Annotated in this window: 20 protein-coding genes; 8 read left to right on the forward strand and 12 right to left on the reverse strand. The window is 43.6% G+C overall.

The annotated features are described in order from the left end of the window. Positions 1 to 120 precede the first annotated feature (120 nt). The gene (locus DIC78_RS05755) at positions 121 to 1107 is read right to left on the reverse strand and encodes a tRNA dihydrouridine synthase (protein WP_127695670.1); all 987 of its coding nucleotides are present in this window, start codon (positions 1105 to 1107) and stop codon (positions 121 to 123) included. 1184 nt (positions 1108 to 2291) lie between these two features. On the opposite strand from DIC78_RS05755, the gene DIC78_RS05760 reads away from it, so the two are divergent. Beyond that, entirely contained in the window at positions 2292 to 3428 is a 1137-nt protein-coding gene (locus DIC78_RS05760) for a DUF8371 domain-containing protein (RefSeq protein WP_127695672.1), read from the forward strand. A 245-nt stretch (positions 3429 to 3673) separates the two neighbouring features. On the opposite strand, the gene DIC78_RS05765 is transcribed toward DIC78_RS05760, so the two are convergent. From DIC78_RS05765 to DIC78_RS05775, 3 genes are all read right to left on the reverse strand, one after another. Continuing rightward, positions 3674 to 4843, reverse strand: coding sequence for a hypothetical protein (locus DIC78_RS05765; protein WP_127695674.1), 1170 nt, complete (start codon positions 4841 to 4843; stop codon positions 3674 to 3676). Positions 4844 to 5059: 216 nt separating this feature from the next. Further along, a complete protein-coding gene (gene rlmD / locus DIC78_RS05770; RefSeq protein WP_127695676.1) occupies positions 5060 to 6460 on the reverse strand; it encodes a 23S rRNA (uracil(1939)-C(5))-methyltransferase RlmD in 1401 nt (466 codons plus the stop codon). 112 nt (positions 6461 to 6572) lie between these two features. Continuing rightward, a complete protein-coding gene (locus tag DIC78_RS05775; protein WP_127695678.1) occupies positions 6573 to 7436 on the reverse strand; it encodes a DNA-3-methyladenine glycosylase family protein in 864 nt (287 codons plus the stop codon). 118 nt (positions 7437 to 7554) lie between these two features. On the opposite strand from DIC78_RS05775, the gene corA reads away from it, so the two are divergent. Continuing rightward, on the forward strand, positions 7555 to 8514 hold the full coding sequence (corA, locus tag DIC78_RS05780) for a magnesium/cobalt transporter CorA (RefSeq protein ID WP_095714621.1): 960 nt from the start codon (positions 7555 to 7557) through the stop codon (positions 8512 to 8514). A 99-nt stretch (positions 8515 to 8613) separates the two neighbouring features. Then, positions 8614 to 9477, forward strand: coding sequence for an NAD(P)-dependent oxidoreductase (locus tag DIC78_RS05785; RefSeq protein ID WP_127695680.1), 864 nt, complete (start codon positions 8614 to 8616; stop codon positions 9475 to 9477). Between the two features lie 34 nt (positions 9478 to 9511). Here DIC78_RS05785 and pdaA read toward each other — a convergent pair whose 3' ends face one another. Further along, positions 9512 to 10303, reverse strand: a complete 792-nt coding sequence (gene pdaA / locus DIC78_RS05790; RefSeq protein WP_127695682.1) for a delta-lactam-biosynthetic de-N-acetylase — start codon at positions 10301 to 10303, stop codon at positions 9512 to 9514. A gap of 99 nt (positions 10304 to 10402) precedes the next feature. Further along, complete coding sequence (locus DIC78_RS05795) at positions 10403 to 10588, reverse strand: SE1561 family protein (RefSeq protein ID WP_010333401.1); 186 nt, start codon at positions 10586 to 10588, stop codon at positions 10403 to 10405. 145 nt (positions 10589 to 10733) lie between these two features. On the opposite strand from DIC78_RS05795, the gene yfkAB reads away from it, so the two are divergent. Then, the gene (yfkAB, locus tag DIC78_RS05800) at positions 10734 to 11855 is read left to right on the forward strand and encodes a radical SAM/CxCxxxxC motif protein YfkAB (RefSeq protein ID WP_059291645.1); all 1122 of its coding nucleotides are present in this window, start codon (positions 10734 to 10736) and stop codon (positions 11853 to 11855) included. Further along, the gene (mscC, locus tag DIC78_RS05805; protein ID WP_083504394.1) at positions 11856 to 12698 is read left to right on the forward strand and encodes a mechanosensitive ion channel protein MscC; all 843 of its coding nucleotides are present in this window, start codon (positions 11856 to 11858) and stop codon (positions 12696 to 12698) included. It begins immediately after the preceding gene. 35 nt (positions 12699 to 12733) lie between these two features. On the opposite strand, the gene DIC78_RS05810 is transcribed toward mscC, so the two are convergent. Further along, positions 12734 to 13528: a YfkD famly protein gene (locus DIC78_RS05810; RefSeq protein WP_081638251.1), complete on the reverse strand. Its 795-nt coding sequence runs from the start codon at positions 13526 to 13528 to the stop codon at positions 12734 to 12736. A gap of 70 nt (positions 13529 to 13598) precedes the next feature. Next, positions 13599 to 14654 (reverse strand): calcium/proton exchanger, encoded by a 1056-nt coding sequence (gene cax / locus DIC78_RS05815; protein WP_024120588.1) that lies wholly within the window; start codon positions 14652 to 14654, stop codon positions 13599 to 13601. 167 nt (positions 14655 to 14821) lie between these two features. On the opposite strand from cax, the gene DIC78_RS05820 reads away from it, so the two are divergent. Next, the gene (locus DIC78_RS05820) at positions 14822 to 15997 is read left to right on the forward strand and encodes an MFS transporter (RefSeq protein ID WP_024120587.1); all 1176 of its coding nucleotides are present in this window, start codon (positions 14822 to 14824) and stop codon (positions 15995 to 15997) included. 198 nt (positions 15998 to 16195) lie between these two features. Here the strand turns inward: DIC78_RS05820 and DIC78_RS05825 are convergent, their stop codons facing one another. Genes DIC78_RS05825 through DIC78_RS05835 form a run of 3 tightly spaced genes read right to left on the reverse strand, consistent with a single transcriptional unit; the run spans position 16196 to position 17859 of the window. Continuing rightward, complete coding sequence (locus tag DIC78_RS05825) at positions 16196 to 17023, reverse strand: YihY family inner membrane protein (protein ID WP_024120586.1); 828 nt, start codon at positions 17021 to 17023, stop codon at positions 16196 to 16198. A 23-nt stretch (positions 17024 to 17046) separates the two neighbouring features. Then, entirely contained in the window at positions 17047 to 17370 is a 324-nt protein-coding gene (locus DIC78_RS05830) for a hypothetical protein (protein WP_095714626.1), read from the reverse strand. An 18-nt stretch (positions 17371 to 17388) separates the two neighbouring features. After that, positions 17389 to 17859, reverse strand: a complete 471-nt coding sequence (locus tag DIC78_RS05835; RefSeq protein WP_024120584.1) for a low molecular weight protein-tyrosine-phosphatase — start codon at positions 17857 to 17859, stop codon at positions 17389 to 17391. A 201-nt stretch (positions 17860 to 18060) separates the two neighbouring features. Between DIC78_RS05835 and DIC78_RS05840 the strand changes: the two genes are divergently transcribed. After that, on the forward strand, positions 18061 to 18276 hold the full coding sequence (locus DIC78_RS05840; RefSeq protein ID WP_010333391.1) for a DUF1128 domain-containing protein: 216 nt from the start codon (positions 18061 to 18063) through the stop codon (positions 18274 to 18276). Positions 18277 to 18439: 163 nt separating this feature from the next. Further along, positions 18440 to 19636, forward strand: a complete 1197-nt coding sequence (locus tag DIC78_RS05845) for an MFS transporter (RefSeq protein ID WP_103672414.1) — start codon at positions 18440 to 18442, stop codon at positions 19634 to 19636. Between the two features lie 34 nt (positions 19637 to 19670). On the opposite strand, the gene DIC78_RS05850 is transcribed toward DIC78_RS05845, so the two are convergent. Beyond that, positions 19671 to 20189 carry a type 1 glutamine amidotransferase domain-containing protein gene (locus tag DIC78_RS05850; RefSeq protein ID WP_059336024.1) on the reverse strand — a complete coding sequence of 173 codons (519 nt, stop codon included), beginning with the start codon at positions 20187 to 20189 and terminating at the stop codon, positions 19671 to 19673. Positions 20190 to 20412 lie beyond the last annotated feature (223 nt).

Below are 20412 nucleotides of genomic sequence, written 5' to 3' on the forward strand. Positions count from 1 at the left end.
CTGACAGATTCCTCTTCGTCTGTTGTATTTTTGCACAGTGAAAATAAACTTTTCCTAAATAACTAACTTATAAAGCAAAAAGAGCGTCCCGCTTCGCTTTTACCTTGAATTAGGAAACATCTACTGTTGCTCCGCCCCATCAAGATACTTACTCTCAAAGTCATCGAGCAATGCACGCACTTCATCTGTTGACTTAGTGTTCATGCACTGGTTTCTTAATTCACTTGCTCCGCGGAATCCGCGGAGGTAAATTTTGAAAAAGCGAGGAAGAGGCTTGTATGGACGCGCTTCTAATGCTGAATATTTATCATGAAGATCCAGATGCAGCCGTAAGAGATCAAGCAATTCCTTACTGCTATGCTCTTTCGGCTCCTTTTCAAAGGCAAATGGATTTGTAAAAATACCGCGCCCTATCATAATTCCATCTACACCGTATTGTTCAGCAAGTTTTAATCCAGTTTGGCGGTCAGGAATATCCCCATTGATCGTCAACAGTGTATCTGGCGCTACCTCATCACGAAGTTTCTTAATCTCCGGGATGAGTTCCCAATGCGCATCCACTTTGCTCATTTCCGCTCTTGTGCGCAAATGAATGGAAAGATTAGCAATGTCCTGTTTCAATACGTGTGTCAGCCAGTCGCGCCATTCGTCTATATCCGTGTAACCAAGTCTAGTTTTCACGCTTACTGGCAATCCGCCTGCTTTTGCTGCTTGTATTAGTTCTGCTGCAACCTCTGGACGACAAATAAGGCCGCTTCCCTTTCCATTTCCCGCAACATTAGGTACAGGACAGCCCATATTGATATCTAGACCCTTAAACCCTAGTTCCGCCATACCAATACTCATTTGGCGAAAGTTCTCAGGCTTGTCTCCCCATATATGAGCTACCATTGGCTGTTCATCCTCCGTGAAGGTCAAACGGCCGCGCACACTATCCTTCCCATCCGGGTGACAATAGCTCTCCGAGTTTGTAAACTCTGTAAAAAACACATCCGGCCTGCCTGCTTCACTTACTACATGACGGAAAACAACATCTGTCACATCTTCCATTGGTGCCAGTACAAAAAATGGCCGTGGTAATTCACGCCAGAAATTATCTATCGTCATTACATTCAAATCCTTTCATTATGGGATACCAACCCAAACCTTTATCCCAAAATTAAAAAGCTGACCATGCTTCTTTTACACTTATAGCATGCTTAAGCACTTCTTATCAAACGATAGTAAATTTTGAACATTTAAACTAGTAATAAAACGTTAAGAAAGGGCAGTTTGGGTTATAGGGTTGGGACATGATCCAGGGTTCACCTGCATACTCTCCAAAATTTCCGGTCGATAGCTAGGGGACTATTGCATACTTGTTTTTGTCTTCCTATCAAATAAATGACAGCAGGCCAACGCTGTATATGAAAAGACCTAAAATCGGTATTGTTAATTCTGCCGAAATCCAGATCTACTTAGGAATCGTTTACATTAATTAGACGATTTCTGTGCAGTTAAAATATACAACTTCTACATCAGACCGTTCCAGTTAAAATAAAGTTTTCCTTCTGAACCCCATTTACACACTTTTTTGATTCAGAATTGAACATTTTCCACCTAATCTTCTACTTTTTGTTTTCCAATAAGAAACGGTACAATTCTGGTGATAACCTATCTCTGTCCAAGTCTCCGTCACTACCATCCAGCATTGTTTTTCTCGAATTCATTCGATATCTTTGGTCAGTTACATTAACAATTCCTTGATAATCCCCCCAACCAACCCCTTTTTCTTACAAATACCTCCTTTCGATCTTTTTGCATTTTCCACTGTAAAAAAAGTTAGTTTTCAGGATGTAGGACTCCAACGTTTCTTTGTTAGTAAACTTGTCAAAACGAAGACCATCTTTATCATTTATCACTTCCATTACATCTAGTAAAGGAAATGACTCTCTAATATCAAAAACCGTTAGAGTTGAACACATATAATAGGAATGCTAAGTACTGGCTATCTGCATGAAGGATGATGAGTACGCTTTGTTTTTAATCCACAAAGCCCTGAAAACCTCCTTAAGAAGAAAGATCATATAATTCAGCCAAGGAAGGTAATCTGTCCAAATTGACTATAGACAATTCTGTTCGTTTTTAACACGCATATGATGAAACACCTAACACCTTCAATATATCACCTAGTTTTACAAAATCATTGTATGACAGCTGTTATGTCATTCTCAAAAGCCTACAGGCAAATTAAATTATTTTCAATAAATCATTCACATATTCTGTATAATAAGATAAAAAGGAGTTTTTATATGCTAGATTTGTATGCTGACTCATCTAAAAGCTTCAGGTACGCACTTCATCATTTACTTGATATTGTAGTTGAGCACTTTATGGAAGTAGGAAGTAATCTTTCTTATGAAGAAATTTATGCTTCTGTTTTTCCTTTGCATAAGCAAGAAGATGAAGAATATGCAATGGGTTTTCTAAAAAGCCTCCAAAGAGAAATTAGGGATGATTATTCTCATAGATTAACTTCAATGAAAGAATATGTCCTATATAATATTCTTTTGTTTGTCTACGAGGGATCCGAAGATGGATTCTTATTGAATGATGAGATTACAAATTATATTAAGTATTGTCCCAACGTTATGTTTTTCGAAGATGAATTTGATGTCTTGTACACTATTAAAACGCCTAATGACCTTATCGGAATATGCTTTGATGATTTAGATTTTCTTGAGGTGCACAAATATTTCGAGGCTTATAAGAAGAATCCATACATAGTTAACAATCTTTATAATGTTGATTTAGATTACCATACTGAGTTAATGCCTAATGATATCTTGACTGAGTATAATGAACTAAAGGATTACATGCAAACAAGTACAGAACCTAAAGTTTTTCCTGCAGACACAGAGGAATCATTTTATAATCTTATAAATGAATTAGTCGATAATTTTAATCATTATATTATTCATAAGAAAGGTCATACCCTTATAAATAACAAATTAGGAGAATATGGCGAAAAAGAGGTCCAAGTGCTATTTGATCTCTTCACTAGTACATACCTAAAAGATACTGAACTAGTAATAACCAGAGAGGTGGATACTGGTCGAGGTACAGTTGATTTTTATATTTCTAAAGGCAAGAATATGAGGGGTTTAATTGAAATTAAATTAGGAAGTCACAATAGATTTGCGCATGGTCTAAAATATCAGTTACCCGTATATTTATTAACCGAAAATATTAAGTGTGGTTTCTTCATTCTTATATGTTATTCAGAAGAAATATATCAACATTCTAACTACTTACATGTAGAAGCAAAAAAATTGAGCAAAGAGCACCAAAGAAAAATCTATTTTAAAAGAATCAATGCGAGTGGTAGTTTAGCAACTGCTTCCAATATCAATTCGGAAGCAGGAATGGGCTTTTCAAACAAACAATAGTTATAATTTTTTACCTGCTTGTGACAATGAAGAAAGATTATTCACAAACCCAAAAAGGAATGTTGCTTCATCAACATTCCTTGGTTTACCCCCTCAAGAATTGTAAAGTTATCAGTTAGAGTAATACCCTAGAGAGGATGCAGTTAAGCATTGATTGATTCATATTCAATTAAAACTCAATCTGTAATTTCATTTTCCATCAGTTTCCACAGTTTATTATACTAATCTTCAAAATCCCATTCTTATCACTTTACTTCCCAATATTGAAATTTATACATACTCTTAAAGGAGTCAGATTGAGATAAGGCAATTTTCTCTGCTTTTCTTTCATCATATGAGGACATGCCAGTAATACCAAACACCTCAAATATTATATCCTTGTCTTTATCGATAATGTATCCATCCGGAATAAAACTTCCATAACCTTCTATTGGCAAATAAGGCTTATAAAATGTTAGATTATCTTCACATAACCGATCATATATATTTTTTTCATGAGAACTTTCACAATATAAACCTCGGTCAGATATTGGTATTAAACAGTAGTTTTTCAGAGTCATACATTTATGATACTTGTCTTCTTTATACACAAAACCTGCTACCACATATTCAAGGCTATGCGGTTCTATTTTAATCTTCTGTTCATATTCCTCCTTTTCAACATAAAAGCGATTAGTTCGCCCAAAAGCATCTTTACAATACAGAATATCTTTTTTTGTATTATCAAATAGAGTATCTTCTCCAAGCAGTGCTACGCTATTTACATACATATAAACAAAATAGATTTCTTTTTTCACTTTTACATTATTTATGCCTACTTGTTTATAAAACATCTCGTTTAATGTTTTTCTTTTTCTAGATAACCTAATTCGAGACGCTATTCCATAAACATGCCTAGCTAATTCATTTTTATCATTAGGAATTCTATGTTTTTTGCCTAACACCATGCTTTCCCACGCCATCATATTTATCCTTGTGGCTAAGCCAAAAACCGTTGATACATTTTTATTAGACCCTGTTCCTTCGTGATAAAAAACATTATTTCTAACATTATTGTTTCTCTCTTTATCATCTCCTGACTGAGAAAGATGTAATTCTTTAATTCTAACAATATGTAACCCTTCTTCTTCATCATAGCTCCAAGCCTTTTCATATGGGCTTGAACCCACAAATTGAGGATGTCGGCAACATTCCTTGGAATGTTTAAATTGTCTGGTAGAATTATATAAATACGGTGATTTTGCATTGGAAACTTTAAGCACTATCTTATCAGAACACTCACACCTTAATTCTATTTCTCCCTTTTCACTCCTAGTTTTTAAGTTTAGTAACAGAGATTCTTTTATAGGTGAATAAGGTAGTTTTGTTATGTTTCCTTTTGGTTTTTCAATTACGAAAAATGATTTTTTATCCAAAATATCCCTTCTCTCTATATTAAACAGACTACAGTTCAATTATAGTTGAAGTTAACACAAAAATCGTTGAAGAATTTCCAAAAATCTTATATTTTAGAATTGCTATTAAAAGGAGGAAGAAAGAATCGAAAAGACAATCAGGGCAAAGGTCTGCACATGAAAAAGACCCGGAAATCGGCAATGTTCATTCTACCGAAATCCAGATCTGATTAGGACTTAATGAGACGATTTCAATACAAGCTTCGCCACTGCTTCAACGTGAGCTGTCTGCGGAAACATATCGACAGGCTGAATATATTCCACGCGATAGTCTTTCGACAGCGCCTGCAAATCCTTCGCAAGCGTGGATGGATTGCAGGAAACGTAGACAAAGCGTTTCGGTTTGACTTTTTTGATCGTATCCAGGAACGTGCTGTCACAGCCGGTTCTTGGCGGATCAACGATGACGACGTCCGGGCGGAAGCCTTCTTTCGTCCATTTCGGGAGCCAGTGCTCGGCTGTTCCTGTTACGTACGTGGCGTTTGTCATGCCGTGTTTTTTGGCATTTTTCTTGGCATCGTCAATCGATTCTTTGATGACGTCCATGCCGCGGACTTCCTTCGCTCCGTCGGCCACCCACATGCCGATGGTGCCGACGCCGCAATACGCGTCAACGACTTTTTCTTTCCCGGTCAGCTGCGCCGCTTTTTTCACTTCATCATACAGCTTGACGGTTTGCTCCGGATTGAGCTGGAAGAAGGCGCGGGCGCTCAATTCAAAAGATACGTCGCCAAGCACCTCTTGAATCACGGTATGTCCGGCGAGAGGTTTTGATTTCTCACCGAAAATAACAGAGGTTTTCGCTCCGTTTACATTTTGAATAATGGATTTCACCTCAGGCAGGCGATTTTGGATCGCTTTGACGATTTCTTCCTTGTGCGGAAGCGTTTCTTTTGCTGTTACAAGCACGACCTGCACTTCGCCTGTTTCAAAGCCGACTCTCGTCACTATCGTGCGAACGTCGCCTTTTCGTTTTCTTTCATTATAAACAGACACATTGAAGTCCTCTAAAATGCGGCGGACGATGCCTGTTGTTTTGTTGGTTGCCGGATGCTGAACGATGCAGTCTTTGATCGGTACGATATCATGAGAATCAAGGCCGTATAAGCCGGCAATGATGCTGCCGCTTTGTGAGCGTCCGATCTGGAATTGGCTTTTGTTGCGGTAATTCCATGGGTTGTCCATGCCGACCGTTTCTCTGATATCCATGTTTTCGACTTTGAACTTCGTATGGCGCTCCAGAGACTGGATGACAATGTCGCGCTTTTCCCGAAGCTGCTGGCTGTATGCAAGATGCTGAAGCTGGCAGCCGCCGCACTGCTCGTAGACAGGGCAAGGCGGTGCCACCCGATGCTCCGAAGCCTTGCGAATCTTCTTGATCCGTCCCTCCGAAAACTTCGGCTGCACTTTCGTCGCTTGGACGACAACCTCTTCACCAGGAAGCGCGCCGGGCACGAATACGACTTTTTTCTTGAAATAGCCGACGCCTTCCCCGTTAATCCCGAGACGTTTAATCGTCAGCGGAAAGGTCTGTCCGACTTTCAGTTCGACGGGCGCCTTTTTGTTTTGTTGGTTCACGTTGTTCTCTCCGTTTCTATATGAAGCTTTCTGCAGATGGCAGAAAGTGAAATGTTTTTTCACATCTTTCTAGTATAACACGTTTGCACGATTTCCTTCATTGTGAGACGAATTATTCTATACTTCTCCACAAATACAAAGACGCATAGCTCAAATAAGGCTCCCACTCCCTGCTCATCGCGAGCATAACATCCTTTGCCGGTTTGTCGTCCAAATTGAAGTGGCGTTTGATCGCGTTTTGCAGTCCAATATCGGCCAGCGGGAATAAATTGGGACGTCCGAGCCCAAACATCAGCACGTTTTGTACCGTCCATGGGCCGATGCCTCTGATTTTGATCATTTTTTTCATGATGTCTTCATCTGTCAGTTGGGGCAGCTCTGACAAGTCGAGCGAACCTTCGGCGATCATTCGCGACGTATCAATGGCGTATTCCGCTTTTCTCATGCTGAATTGGAGCTCGCGGAGATCTTGATAATCCAGCGCCGCAATCGTTTCCGGCTTCGGATAGCACCACACGCCGTCCTTCTGCTCGCCGAACGTATGGACAAACCGTTCTGTCAAGGTGTACGCAAAAGATATATTCAGCTGCTGGTGCACAATGCATTTCATGATACAGTTGTACACGCTGTAGTCTAATACCAGCGGCGTGCCTGCATGCTCTTCAAAAATCGCGGAAAGATTCGTTTTTGAGAAATGATCAAGGACATGCTGCAAATCATGTTCCCATTGAAAAATCCGTTTGATTTCCTTCATCATGTCTTCCTGCTCTGTTTCCCCGCTGACGAGAAACTCGGGCTCGTCCGCATGGCCTAACGCCTGCACCTTCACAATACATACGTCACCGGCCTTATTTCTGATCGGCACTCTTATGTCCCGCGCTTTCAAATCAACTGCATTAAGAGGATCTAACGACAGCCTGTCGAGCACACGGTCAAAATGGTACGGCGGTGTGACCGATACTTTTTCTTTCCACATATGATCAGCCCTTTTTCCGTTTTTTGTTCAGTATACCACGCCGCTGGAAACCGGTAGAAAACACTGTATACTTTTCTGAAAAAGGCTGCATGATATAATGGCAGGTGGAGGGTTGTTTATGATCAACATTACCGCTATCACAACACAGCATCAGCTTTTGAAAAATATACCGATCGAACGGGTTGAACAGCCGGATATTGCGTGGTACTGGGTTGATTTTTACGGCCCGGAGGAAACGGAAACCGCGTTATTGAGAGATTTTTTTCATTTTCATCCGCTTGCGATTGAAGATTGCTTTCAGCATATGCAGCGCCCGAAGCTTGACCATTACGACGGCTATCGCTTTTACGTGCTTCATGCGCTGAATCAGGAAACACTTGAGACCGAGGAAGTCGATATCTTTCAAGGCGAAAAATTTGTCGTCACCTTTCATTTACACGAAACGCCCGGTATCGCCAAAGTCCGGGAGCGATTATATGCTTCACCGGACATGTTTAAAAAAGGGCCGGGGCATATTTCTTACATGATCATGGATCAGCTTGTTGATGAATATTTTCCTCTGGTGTACAAAATAGAAGACCGGCTGAATGAGATTGAAGACAGCCGCAGCCACAAAACATACGGGACGCTGATGAGCGAGGTGTTTGAGCTCAGAACTGACCTATTGCATCTCAGGCGGACCATTATTCCGATGCGTGATTTGCTGTATCGGATTTTAAGCCTTGACCATGTGAAAGAGCAGCGTGAAACAAAGGCATACTTCAGCGATATTTACGATCATTTATTAAAGCTTTCAGAAATTGTGGAATCTAACCGCGACATGACGTCCGATTTGCGTGACAGCTACGTGACACTGAATTCGAACAGGATGAATGCGATTATGATGACATTGACCATCGTGTCTACGATTTTTATCCCGCTCACGTTTATCGCCGGCGTTTACGGCATGAACTTCGACAACATGCCGGAGCTTCACTGGAAATACGGATATTTCGCCGTGCTTGGCCTAATGGCCGCTCTTGTGGCCGGCATGCTGATATGGTTTGTACATAAAGGATGGTTCAACATCTTCAAATGAGGACAGAGTGAAGCTGTTCTTTTTATTTTGGTAAGCCGATTTCCAGCATATCCTGTTCATTTTGTATATAATGAAAAAAATGTTCAGGGAGTGATCATATTGAAAATCGCTGTGATCGGACTCGGCAATATGGGACAGCCCATTGCCCGGAACGTGCTTCAAGCAGGCTATCGTTTGACAGTATACAATCGGACGAAAGAAAAGACGGAGGAATTCGCATCCCGGGGCGCCCAAGTGGCAGAAACGCCGCGCCAGGCGGCCGAGACCGCTGATATTGTCGTGACAATGCTTTCCGATGACAATTCTGTCAGCAACGTGACGTTCGGCAAAGACGGATTGATTGAAGGGTTATCAGAGAATGGCATTCACATTTCGATGAGCACGATCAGTGTGGAGTTCTCAGAAAAACTCGCGGCCGCCCATGCAGAAAAAGGACAATCCTTCCTTGCGGCTCCTGTGCTGGGAAGACCGGATGCCGCCGCAAAAGCCGCGCTTCGCATTATAGCGGCAGGACCCGCGGAAGCAAAAAAAACAGCAAAACCTCTGCTCGAAAGCTTGAGTCAGCAAGTGTTTGACGTCGGCGAAGAAAGCAAAACAGCAAACGCAGCGAAAATCAGCATCAATTTCCTGCTCGTATCCATGCTGGAGGCGTTATCTGAATCATTCCTGTTGATGGAGAAATACGGATTAGAGCAAAAACAATTTTTAGAGATCGCCAACGCGCTTTTCGGCTCCCCCGTATATCAAAATTACGGAACGATCATGGCTGAGCAAACATTTGAGCCGGCGGGCTTTAAAATGTCATTAGGGTTGAAGGACACCAATCTGGCGCTCGCCGCCGCGGAGCAGGTTTCTGCAAACCTCCCTCTTGCCGAGCTGGCGAAAGGCCATTTTGAAAGCGGTATTGAAAAAGGGCTTGGAAACCTAGATTGGGCCGCTTTAATAAAATGCATAGAAAAATAGTAAAAGCCTCTCTATTGCGGAGAGGCTTTCATGTTTACAAAGACGGCAGCTTCATTTCTTTCTCAAACATCAAGTCATCAATGCTTTTAAAGGTATAGCCTTGTTTTTTCAGGTCGGTAATCGCATCGTCCAGCGCTTCGGCATTGTCCTTGGAGACAGTGTGAAGCAGGTAAATCGCACCCGGATGCGCCTGTTTGATCATGTGATCGTAGGCGTATTTTTTCCCTTTTTGATGTTTGATTTTCCAGTCGACAAAAGCGACGGACCAGAAAACGGTTTGATAGCCCATGCGTTTTGTTTCTTTCAGCACATATTCACTGAATACGCCGCGCGGCGGCCGTAAGTACAGGTTGTCCTGCTTTCCCGTGATCTTATACACTTCCTCGTTGACTGAATCAAGCTCATCCTGAATTTGGTCTGCTGTTTTTGTCGTCAGATCCGGATGGTGAAAGGAGTGGTTGCCGATGATATGCCCTTCATCCGACATCCGTTTGATCAGCTCGGGCTGATCCTTCACGAAATGCCCGGTGACAAAAAACGTTCCTGTCACGTGATGTTTTTTTAAGACATCAAGCACTTTTGGCGTATAGCCATTTTCGTAGCCGTTATCAAATGTTAAATAAATTGTTTTTTCTTTTGTATTGCCTAAATAAAACGCGTCATATTTTTTGATCAGGCTGTTCAGCTGTTTTCCCGCATCTGGCGGCTGATGATTAACGCTTCGCTTAAAGCCCCAATTAATCGGCTCATTCGGTACCGCATCTGCCTGTTTTGCTCCTGCTGCAAGCAGGACGGCGGCGCAGCATATTGCACACATCCACTTCATGGCCAGCGCTCCTTCTGCATTTTTTCTTATTTTACAGAAAGGCGCCCTGTTTTATACTGACGCTTTATGCCAATATAAAAAACCGCGGCATGCGCGGTTTTATTCCCAGTCTTTTTTAAATCGTTCATATTTGGCTTCCAGGTCATCCAGCATGCCGATGAGCCTGTCTATATCTTCAACGTCTGTTGCTTCAGGGTCTAATGAATCGATGACGTTCATAAACATGTCTAGTCTGTTCTTTAAATAATCAAGCTGCTGATCTTTATTGTTTACTGCGTTCCCCATTCTGCGCCTCCATTCATTTTTTATTATGGTAGCTCATTTTTTGCCGTTTTTCAATCGCCCCGCTACTTGCGATCTTGGCAAATCAGGTCTAAAATTAACTGTTGGCAGCGTTAGTATGCCTCATTTATAAAGGAGTTAGATAGTCATGACACAAAACACGAAGCTGCGTCCGATTACACCTGAGTTCGACCCTTGGGAAGCCTATATGGATGTCGACCAGTATGGAGATATGCAGCTGACGAACGTTGAATTTACAACGACGACACTGTGCAATATGAGATGCGAGCATTGCGCTGTAGGCTATACATTGCAGCCCAAAGACCCGAATGCTCTGCCAATAGATCTTCTGTTAAAACGGCTGGAGGAAATTCCCCGCCTCAGATCCATCAGTATTACAGGCGGAGAGCCGATGCTTTCATTAAAATCTGTAAAGGAATATGTCGTGCCGTTATTGAAATACGCCCACGAGCGCGGGGTACGGACCCAAATCAATTCAAACCTGACTCTCGATATCGAGCGATACGAATGGATTATTCCGTATCTTGATGTGTTACATATTTCTCATAACTGGGGAACGGTTGAAGAGTTTGCGGAAATCGGTTTTGCTATGATGGACAGAAAACCGACCTTCGAGCAGCGTGCGCGCTATTTTGATAAAATGATCGAAAACAGCCGCAAGCTAGTGGATGCCGGAGTGATGGTATCAGCGGAAACGATGCTGAACAAACGCACACTTCCGCACATTGAGCATATTCACCGCCAAATCACAGAAGATATGAAATGTCAGCGTCATGAAATCCATCCGATGTATCCGAGTGATTTTGCGAGCGCCCTTGAATCTCTCAGCCTAAAGGACATGAGACAGGCGATTCACCGTTTGCTGGATATTCGTGATGAAAAGACATGGATGCTGTTCGGCACACTGCCGTTTTACGCATGCAGTCCTGATGAAGAGGATCAAGAGCTGCTTCGCCGGCTTCGCACGGCGAAAAACGTGACAGTGAGAAATGACCCTGACGGCCGGTCGCGCCTGAATGTCAATATTTTTGACGGGAATATTATTGTGACCGACTTTGGCGATACACCGCCGCTCGGCAATATACAGACGGACAGCCTGCCTTCCGCCTATCAAAAGTGGAGAGAAACAAAGCTGGCCAAAGAACTGAACTGCCACTGCCCGAATGTCCGGTGCCTCGGACCAAACGTTCTCGTCAAAAACAGCTACTACCAGGATACAGATTTTTCAAAACGTCAAGCCAGGAGTTAGATGCGGATGGAAGAAACACTTACGGAGATTTTTCAGAATAAAATCGTTGATATTCTCCTCGTCGCCGTCATTTTGTGGATCGGTGTTTTTATCATTAACCGATTGGTGCAGTTATTTTTTAAACGGACGGACTTTATTGAAGAAAGAAAAGAGAAAACCATTGAAAGCCTTGTCCGTTCTATCACCCAATATACGGCGACGATCGGTTTTATCTTTTATGTTATTTCTTTATTTGTGCATGATTTCGGCAAGATTTTAGCCGGGGCGGGCGTAGCCGGTATCGTCATCGGTTTTGGCGCCCAATCACTGATTAAGGATGTGCTGGCGGGTGTGTTTTTAATTTATGAACGCCAGCTTCATAAAGGCGATTATGTGACGGTAAACAATTTATTTAACGGCACCGTCGAAGAAATCGGCCTGCGCTCGCTGCAAATCCGTGAATGGAGCGGAAAGCTTCTCACCATCAGCAACGGCGAGGTCAGACAAATAGAAAATTATAATATTGATTTTATGCGGATTACCGAATCTTTTCTCATCAGCTTTAAAGAAGATCCAGATCGAGTATACAGTGTGCTGGAGGAAGCGTGCGACATGCTGAATGAAGAGCTTCGCGATTCACTGAAGCGGGATGAATTCGGAAACCCGACAGAGCCTTTTCAAATACACGGCATCACCGCTTTGAATAAAATCAACCGCGGGGTTGAATTTACCGTAAAGGGCATGGTCCGGGATGAAGATTATTTCAGTGCCAGCCTTGCCGCCAGACGGGTTCTCGTTCGCCAGCTGTACCAAAACAATGTGCAAATGCTTGAGGAAGCTGTAAGAATTGAAAGAACCCAATAAAAAAACTGATTCCATTATAGGAATCAGTTTTTTATTTATCTTGGCTGTGAGGAAAGCTGGAAGCTAAACGTGACATGGTCTTGAACCGGAATCCACGCGCCGATTCCCTGTGACGTGACATTTTTCACAACAAGTTTTCGTTTATTGCCTTTGAGCACTAAATAGACTTCTCCGTAAGTCACTTTCCCTTTTTCATTCACAGCCGGAGCATATGCGTTTAAATAACCGAGTTTTTTCGGAGCGACTTTATAAATTTGGTCTCGTTTTGTTCCCGCTCCGATGACCGTTTCAAATGCAAGCGGAAGATTTGTTTTTTTCATCGCCTTCAGCATCATCATGCTTTTGACATCTTCCGTGTTTGGAACTTTTGCTGTCAGGCCGCCCGTTACTCTATATTGCTGCTCTTGGGCATAATGCATTTCAGCCGTTTGTTTTCCGCCGCGGTTATCCGCGCGGTTTGTATTGATTTTTTTATATTCCCAGTTGGCGACTGTTTCATTCGATTCATATCCAAGCGCCCATTTCCCGAGAAATATTGTGGCCCGGTAGCCGACCGCAAGCGGTGTGCCAGAGACCGTAGACTCGTTCAGCATTTTGATAAGGTGCGGATTTTCGATCTGTACCTCTGATGAACTCAGCAGTTCCTTAGCCAGCTTGCTCGGCTGAAGCATCGGCTGATCCTGTGAAGCATTCGGATACGTGTTTTCTTTCGAAATGCTTGCTACAGAATTTGGCACCTTAAACTGCTTCTTCGCGTGGATGGGCTGAACGCCGAAAAAACTAAAGAATAACAACACAATAAGTGTGGAATGAAATAGCTTTTTCATCATATCACTCTTTCTATCGCATTTTCCCTTAGTCTTTTCATCCCGCTTTGTTGTTATCCATCATTTTTTCAGGTTAAAGAAGGAAAAAGCCGATTGCCATAATGACATAAGCCGCTAGCAGCGTGGCACCTTCAAACCAGTTGGAATCACCATCATTCGAAATGGCAATCATCAAGAGAACGGAAGACACCATCGCGACAAGCTCCGGCAGTGTAAACACAAGCGGCATGCTTACCGGGAAAAAGATGGAACAGATCACAAGAACCGGTGCGACAAACATAGCAATCTGCAGCGTCGAACCGACTGCAATTTCAACTGCAATATCCATTTTATTTTTATAGGCCATAATGATGGCTGACGCGTGTTCCGCCGCATTACCGACAATCGCAACGATGATGACCCCGATAAACAGCTCGCTCCAGCCGAACTGTTCAGCAACCGAGTGGAATGTGTGCACCAGGTTTTCGGATATGTACGCCACGACAATTGTTGCTGCAAACAAAACAATCGTGGCAACCTTCCCTGACCATTCCGGCTGCTCCTCTTCCTCAGGCTGGACAGCATTGTTCGGCTGATATACACCGCGGTGCGTGACAAGCTTAAAGTACAGAGCCGCCACATATAACAGAATCAAAATGATGCTGATCCCGATGCTTAAATTAAGCTTGCTTGTATCCCCCATTCCAACCGAAAACACCTCAGGAATTACGAAAGCCACAATAATGGCGAAAATCAAAAGCCCTGAATTATGGCGTGCATCATGGATATTAAACTCCTGCCGCTTGTATTTTAAACCGCCGACAAAAAACGATAAGCCCGCAACCAGCAGGAGATTTCCCAGCACTGAACCTGTTAAAGAGGCAAGCACGATTCCTGTAAGGCCTTCCTTTAACGCAAATAGCGAAATAATCAGCTCAACCGCATTCCCGAAGGTGGCGTTCAACAGACCGCCGATCCGCGGCCCGGCAATAATGGACAGCGATTCTGTCGCTCTTCCCATATAGCTTGCCAGAGCAATAATTGTTACACAATAGACTGCAAAGAGAATGGCAGAAGGCCAATGCATCAAACTGCCGATAACAGAAAGCGGAACACCAGCCGCCACTAATATAAAAAAGATACGATTCATAGTGAATTGACTCCTTTTGTATGACTTGTTTTATTTTTATTCTTCACAAAAATCATCATGATTACACGAGGTCAAATGTTTGCGCGCGATATAGGCTTTTTTCAGGTTGCCTGCTTTTGGAAATCGGTGTACGATCAACATAGATCTCACAAAGGAGAACAGACACGATGTCACGAATGCATTTTTTTATTCTGGTTTTGCTCGTTTCCATATCCGGTTTTTCACAAGGCATGCTGCTGCCCGTCATCTCGATTATCTTTGAAACAAATGGTGAATCAGCGGCGATTAACGGCCTGCATGCGACTGGACTCTACATCGGAGTGCTATTGGCTTCTCCGTTTATGGAGGCCCCGCTTAGAAAACTGGGTTTCAAACCGCTGATCGTCATTGGCGGAAGCATCGTCATTTTAAGCTTGTTCGGGTTCATTTGGCTTCAGTCGGTTTGGATGTGGTTCCTGCTTCGTCTTTTCATCGGGATCGGCGACCATATGCTTCACTTTTCTACGCAAACGTGGGTGACCTCCATGTCGTCAAAGCAAAACCGCGGGAGAAATCTTTCCATTTACGGACTCTCCTTTGGCCTTGGTTTTGCTGCGGGCCCGTTTATGGTCCCGTTTGTTAAGCTGAGTCCGGCACTGCCTTTTATCGTGTCAGGCTGCATCAGTTTGCTTGCGTGGCTTTTTGTTTTCTTGCTACAAAATGCATACCCGGAAACCAGCCCTCACGAAACCAAATCAGACAATAGTTTCAGACGCTTTTACCAGGCTATGCTGTTTGCATGGGTGGCGTTTATGCCTACGTTCGGGTACGGATTTCTGGAGACTGCATTAAACGGCAGCTTTCCTGTGTATGCGCTGCGTCTGGGTTTATCTGTGGACGCCGTCGCTTTGATTCTTCCTGCATTTGCGATCGGAAGCATTATTTTTCAATTCCCGCTCGGCATTCTCAGCGATAAATACGGAAGACGGAATGTGCTGCTTGTGATTTTGCTGACGGGGGCCTTTTGCTTTCTCATCGCAGGCGTGTTCCCTTTTCCTTACGTGATCGGCTGCTGCTTCTTTATTGCGGGCATGGCAGTCGGGTCAACCTTTACACTCGGCATCAGCTTTATGACAGACCTTCTTCCGTCCCACCTGCTTCCGGCGGGGAATTTGCTTTGCGGCATTTCATTCAGTCTCGGCAGCATTTTCGGGCCGATTGCAGGCGGCTGGTATATGCAGACCTTCGAAAGCGCTAACTTGTTTTATTTGATTACCCTCATTCTGGCCGCTGTCTGGCTCGCTATCGCTTTAGGCAAACCGAAAATCTGGCCAGCTGCTGAGACCTATTCTTCCTCTTCATAAGAAAAAGCCTCCTGACACAAAGTCAGGAGGCTTTTGTTCTAATGATAGCCGTTTTGTCCGTTGGCACTTCCGCTTGTTTTATGACTCGATTTGCTCTTTGAGTTCTGTTTGTTATGGCTTCCGCCTTTTTTCGTATGCTTTGTCATCACGTTTTGCCCCCCGGATCATTTTTGAACTGAAGTTCCTTTATAGGGTGCGCTAATTGTAGGGATTTTCATCAGGAAGCTTTTTACGTTTATGTAAAAGCGCGTTGATTTCTCCCCCTAAAATAATTAAAATCCCGCTTAAGTAAAACCAGATCATCAGGACGATGATCCCCCCAATGCTTCCGTATGTGGCGCTATAGTTCGCAAATGTACTGACGTAAAACGAAAACAGGGTGCTGACGACAATCCAGCCGATGGCCGCAAACAGCGCACCCGGCATTACAAAGCGAAGCGACAGCTTTTTGTTAGGCGCGATAACGTACAAAGCGGAAAAAACAATCAGCAGCACAAGCGGACTGACTCCCCAGCGGATCGCAGTCCAGATGGATAAAAACAGGTCCGAAGCGCCGACAAAGTCCGCAGCAAGCATTCCGATCTGCCGGCCGAATACCGGCAGAAGCAAGGCAACTAAAATGGTAAACACCATGGCGATCGTCAGAAAAATTGAGGTTAGACGTACAATGATAAAAGAGCGGTTTTCTTCCACTTCATACGCGTGGTTTAACGATCTGACGATGGCATTCATTCCATTAGACGCAGACCATAACGCCGCGATGATCCCGAATGACAGCAATCCGCCGTTTCGGTCATTTAATGTTTGGTGGGTAATGGATTCAACGAGGGACATCGCACTTCCGGGAGCGTATTGTTTTACAACCCCCAGCACGTCATCTGTAGAAATCGGAAGATACGCGGTGAGCGTCAGCATAAAAATCAAAAACGGAAACAGCGATAACAGAAAAAAATACGCCAGCTCCGCAGATTTGCTTTGCCCCTCATGAAGGGTGTATCTGCCGAACAGCTCTTTCAGAAAGTTCATGTCGTCTCACCTCGAATGTTTGATCATTTATCTTTTGTAAAATGTTCCTTTGTTTCCTGTACCAGCTCCATCACTTTCGGCGTTGTTTTCTTCAGCTCTTTGACTTGCTGATTAACGAAGCCGACTTCATCTGACAGCGTCTGGGCCAGCTGTTTTGCTTCATCAATTTTTGTCATGACATTGTTTTTCAATAGTTCAGGATTGTTTTTGTACAGAGACATTTTATGCTTGCACGTCATCCATCTCATGCCGCAGGCCTGTCTCGTCGGCTTATGGAGCAAGGATAGCGCCGCACCTGCCGCAGCTCCGAGAATGACACCTTTCAGCAACCAGCGTTCATTGTTCATGATGAACTCTCCTTTCCCTCACAATTGTTTTTCTTCTTGAATGGATGCAAGCAGATGCTCACAGCCTGATCTGATCAATTGATAGACCTCGTCAAAGTTCCCAGTGTAGTAAGGATCGGGAACGTCCGCGAGATCTGAATCATCAACGTAGTCAAGCAGCCTCTTGATCTGTGCGGCTTTTTTAAAACCCGCCATGCTTCTCAGGCTTCCGATATTTTCTGCATCCATCGCAATGATGTAATCAAAATCGGTTAAATCCTGTTCGCGCACCTGGCGCGCCAGCATGCCTTCAAAGCTGATTCCTTCTCTGCGCAATATCTCCTGCGTTCCTTCATGCGGAGGATTGCCGATGTGCCAGCCGCCGATGCCGGCTGAGTCTGTTCTGATTTTCCCCTCTAATCCTTTTGTTGCTGCCAAGTCCCGAAATATCGCTTCCGCCATTGGAGACCGGCAAATGTTTCCCAAGCAAACAAATAATACGCTGATCATGTTGTGCAACCTCCCTATTCTTTGCCCATATTTCTCTAAAAAGAAACCTTTACCGCTATCTTAGTAGGATGTTCAATCACTTTTCAACTGATGTCACCACTTTTTTGAAATAAATGGACGAAATGAGAATAGGGTTTTTTTCTGATGGAATTCTGTTAGAATAAAACATACCAAATGACGCGAAAGAAAGGATGTAATCATTTGTCCAGCCAAAATACAGAAACATTAACTCAAATGATTGAAGAGATTTCACAAAAACTGAACATGCTGAATGTCGGGGTTATCAAAGCAGAAGACTTCAGCGACGAAAAAATAGAGGACCTCACCTACCTTCATAAAATGGTGATGAAAAAAGAAGCATTCAGCCCGAGCGAAATGCAGGCGATCGCTCAAGAACTTGCATCACTTCGAAAATAATGGGGCTTGCCGGCATCCGGCAAGCCTTTTTTCTTATTGATGAAGATGATTCTTTTTGCTTTCGTTTATTAGGGAGCCGGAAAGACGCGGCAGCAAGGCGCCGGGCTTCCTGAGACCGGCGAATACAGCAAATGGCCGAATAAGATTTTGAAGGAGTACTAGAATGAAAACGAAATACGTCAAAACAGCATCCGGAATGTACATCAACTACTTCTTGCTCGGAATGGTCAATATCATTCTCGCATCTAACATGTCCTCCTTAACGAAGCAGTGGAATACCGACCCGACAGGCATCAGTTATGTGATTGCGGCTATCGGATTCGGCAAGCTGCTGACATACGGAATATCTGGCGTTTTATCAGATAAAATAGGCAGAAAACCGCTCATTGTGGCTTCCGCCGGAATGATGGCTGTCTTTTTAATCGGTATTCCATTATCACCGAGTTATGAACTTGCGTTTGTGTTTGCTTTATTAGCCGGAGTCGCAAATTCGGCCATGGACGCAGGAACATATCCGGCTTTAACGGAGCTCTTCCCAACTGCTCCCAGCTCGGCGAATGTCTTGGTAAAAGCTTTTATGTCTCTCGGGGCCGCTCTTTTGCCGCTCCTGATTACAGTTTTGGCAGACCATAGCCTATTCTACGGATATGCATTTTATTTGCCGGCAGCTGTCTATGTGCTGAACATCCTTTGCTTATCAGCGGTTTCGCTGCCAAAAAAACAGAAACAACCCATCAGCACCGGGCAACAGGGATCTCCTGCTTTCTTATCTGAACCCGACATGAAGAAAGAAGGCGCCGCGCTGATTATCATTGGTTTTACATCAACCGCTTTATTCACAGTCTCTCAAATCTGGCTTCCAAGCTTCGCCCAAAAGGCTGCAGGGTTAGCTGAATCAGCTTCCGTACAATTGCTGAGCTACTATAGTATAGGCGCTTTGGTATCTGTTTTATTATTAGCCCTTCTGCTGAACAGATGGGTAAAACCGGTGATGATTACGCTGCTGTACCCCGTTATTACCTTATGTACGCTTGCCGTTATGCTGACAGTTCACGTCCCAGTTGTACTGGACATCACAGCCTTTTTCTTAGGATTTTCAACCGCGGGTGTGTTTCAAATTACCGTTACATTAATGACAGAGCTTTTCTGGAACCGCAAAGGCACTGTCACCGGAATTGTTGCGACAGCTTCAAGTATTGCGTCGATTCTGCTGCCGATTGCCACCGGGCTCATCGCAAAAGCGGGAGGCATAGCCCATATCTTTATGTTCGACTTCGGCATTGCCGTCATCGGAACAGCAGCTGCTGCCTTTTTGTATTACAGATACAATAAACTGACCGCAGGTTCCAAGCTATCATGAAAAAACGGACGTCCCCGCAGGGCGTCCGTTTTTGTTATTTTTCAAGCAGTGCCAAAGATTCGCGGTTAAATGCAGGAATGTCATCCGGCGTGCGGCTGGTGACCAATTGATTTTGGCAAACCACGACTTCCTGGTCAACGACATCGGCCCCAGCGTATTCCATATCTACACGAATGGACGTATAGCCTGTCGCTTTTCTGCCTTCCAGCGCTTTAGCAGTAATCAGCAGCTGCGGGCCGTGACAAATCGCAAATACCGGCTTTTTGTCCGTCATAAACGCTTTTGTAAACTGGACGAAACGCTCATCGGCACGAAGCTGGTCAGGTGAAAAACCTCCCGGAATTAAAAGCGCGTCAAAGTCGGAAGGGTTTACGTCATCAATAGACGCATCGACTGTGACTTGCGCATTTCCCTGCTTGCCTTTTACGGTTTTCCCTTTTTCATTTTCAATAACGGTCAGCTCATGCCCCGCTTCTTTAAATGCTTTTGCTGGTTCAGTATACTCGCTGTCTTCGAAATAATCTGTCAGCACAACTGCGATTTTTTTACCCATGATTGATAACCTCCCCCTTAATATGTCTACATAAAACACTCTACCCCAGCCACAATATAATAAACATTTTGCAGAGCTGACAAACGATAAGCATAATGACCCAATTCACATCACCCAAAGATGATACATAATACTTATTTTTCTCCCTTTTACAATAATCATAAAGAAACATCTACAAATGCTTACAAAATATTCTTACAATAGAACCAGTAACACAAATTTC

The sequence above is a fragment of the Bacillus halotolerans genome (assembly GCF_004006435.1).
Classification (GTDB): domain Bacteria; phylum Bacillota; class Bacilli; order Bacillales; family Bacillaceae; genus Bacillus; species Bacillus halotolerans.

What these genes read in the sequence shown, in the direction of transcription:
- DIC78_RS05850 (WP_059336024.1), bottom strand. Translation starts at nt 20,189, where the DNA reads ATGGGTAAAAAAATCGCAGTTGTGCTGACAGATTATTTCGAAGACAGC.
- DIC78_RS05835 (WP_024120584.1), bottom strand. Translation starts at nt 17,859, where the DNA reads ATGATCAGCGTATTATTTGTTTGCTTGGGAAACATTTGCCGGTCTCCA.
- pdaA (WP_127695682.1), bottom strand. Translation starts at nt 10,303, where the DNA reads ATGAAGTGGATGTGTGCAATATGCTGCGCCGCCGTCCTGCTTGCAGCA.
- DIC78_RS05775 (WP_127695678.1), bottom strand. Translation starts at nt 7,436, where the DNA reads ATGTGGAAAGAAAAAGTATCGGTCACACCGCCGTACCATTTTGACCGT.
- DIC78_RS05760 (WP_127695672.1), top strand. Translation starts at nt 2,292, where the DNA reads ATGCTAGATTTGTATGCTGACTCATCTAAAAGCTTCAGGTACGCACTT.
- corA (WP_095714621.1), top strand. Translation starts at nt 7,555, where the DNA reads ATGATCAACATTACCGCTATCACAACACAGCATCAGCTTTTGAAAAAT.
- cax (WP_024120588.1), bottom strand. Translation starts at nt 14,654, where the DNA reads ATGAATCGTATCTTTTTTATATTAGTGGCGGCTGGTGTTCCGCTTTCT.
- DIC78_RS05845 (WP_103672414.1), top strand. Translation starts at nt 18,440, where the DNA reads ATGAAAACGAAATACGTCAAAACAGCATCCGGAATGTACATCAACTAC.
- yfkAB (WP_059291645.1), top strand. Translation starts at nt 10,734, where the DNA reads ATGACACAAAACACGAAGCTGCGTCCGATTACACCTGAGTTCGACCCT.
- mscC (WP_083504394.1), top strand. Translation starts at nt 11,856, where the DNA reads ATGCGGATGGAAGAAACACTTACGGAGATTTTTCAGAATAAAATCGTT.
- DIC78_RS05795 (WP_010333401.1), bottom strand. Translation starts at nt 10,588, where the DNA reads ATGGGGAACGCAGTAAACAATAAAGATCAGCAGCTTGATTATTTAAAG.
- DIC78_RS05830 (WP_095714626.1), bottom strand. Translation starts at nt 17,370, where the DNA reads ATGAACAATGAACGCTGGTTGCTGAAAGGTGTCATTCTCGGAGCTGCG.
- DIC78_RS05820 (WP_024120587.1), top strand. Translation starts at nt 14,822, where the DNA reads ATGTCACGAATGCATTTTTTTATTCTGGTTTTGCTCGTTTCCATATCC.
- DIC78_RS05810 (WP_081638251.1), bottom strand. Translation starts at nt 13,528, where the DNA reads ATGATGAAAAAGCTATTTCATTCCACACTTATTGTGTTGTTATTCTTT.
- DIC78_RS05755 (WP_127695670.1), bottom strand. Translation starts at nt 1,107, where the DNA reads ATGACGATAGATAATTTCTGGCGTGAATTACCACGGCCATTTTTTGTA.
- DIC78_RS05825 (WP_024120586.1), bottom strand. Translation starts at nt 17,023, where the DNA reads ATGAACTTTCTGAAAGAGCTGTTCGGCAGATACACCCTTCATGAGGGG.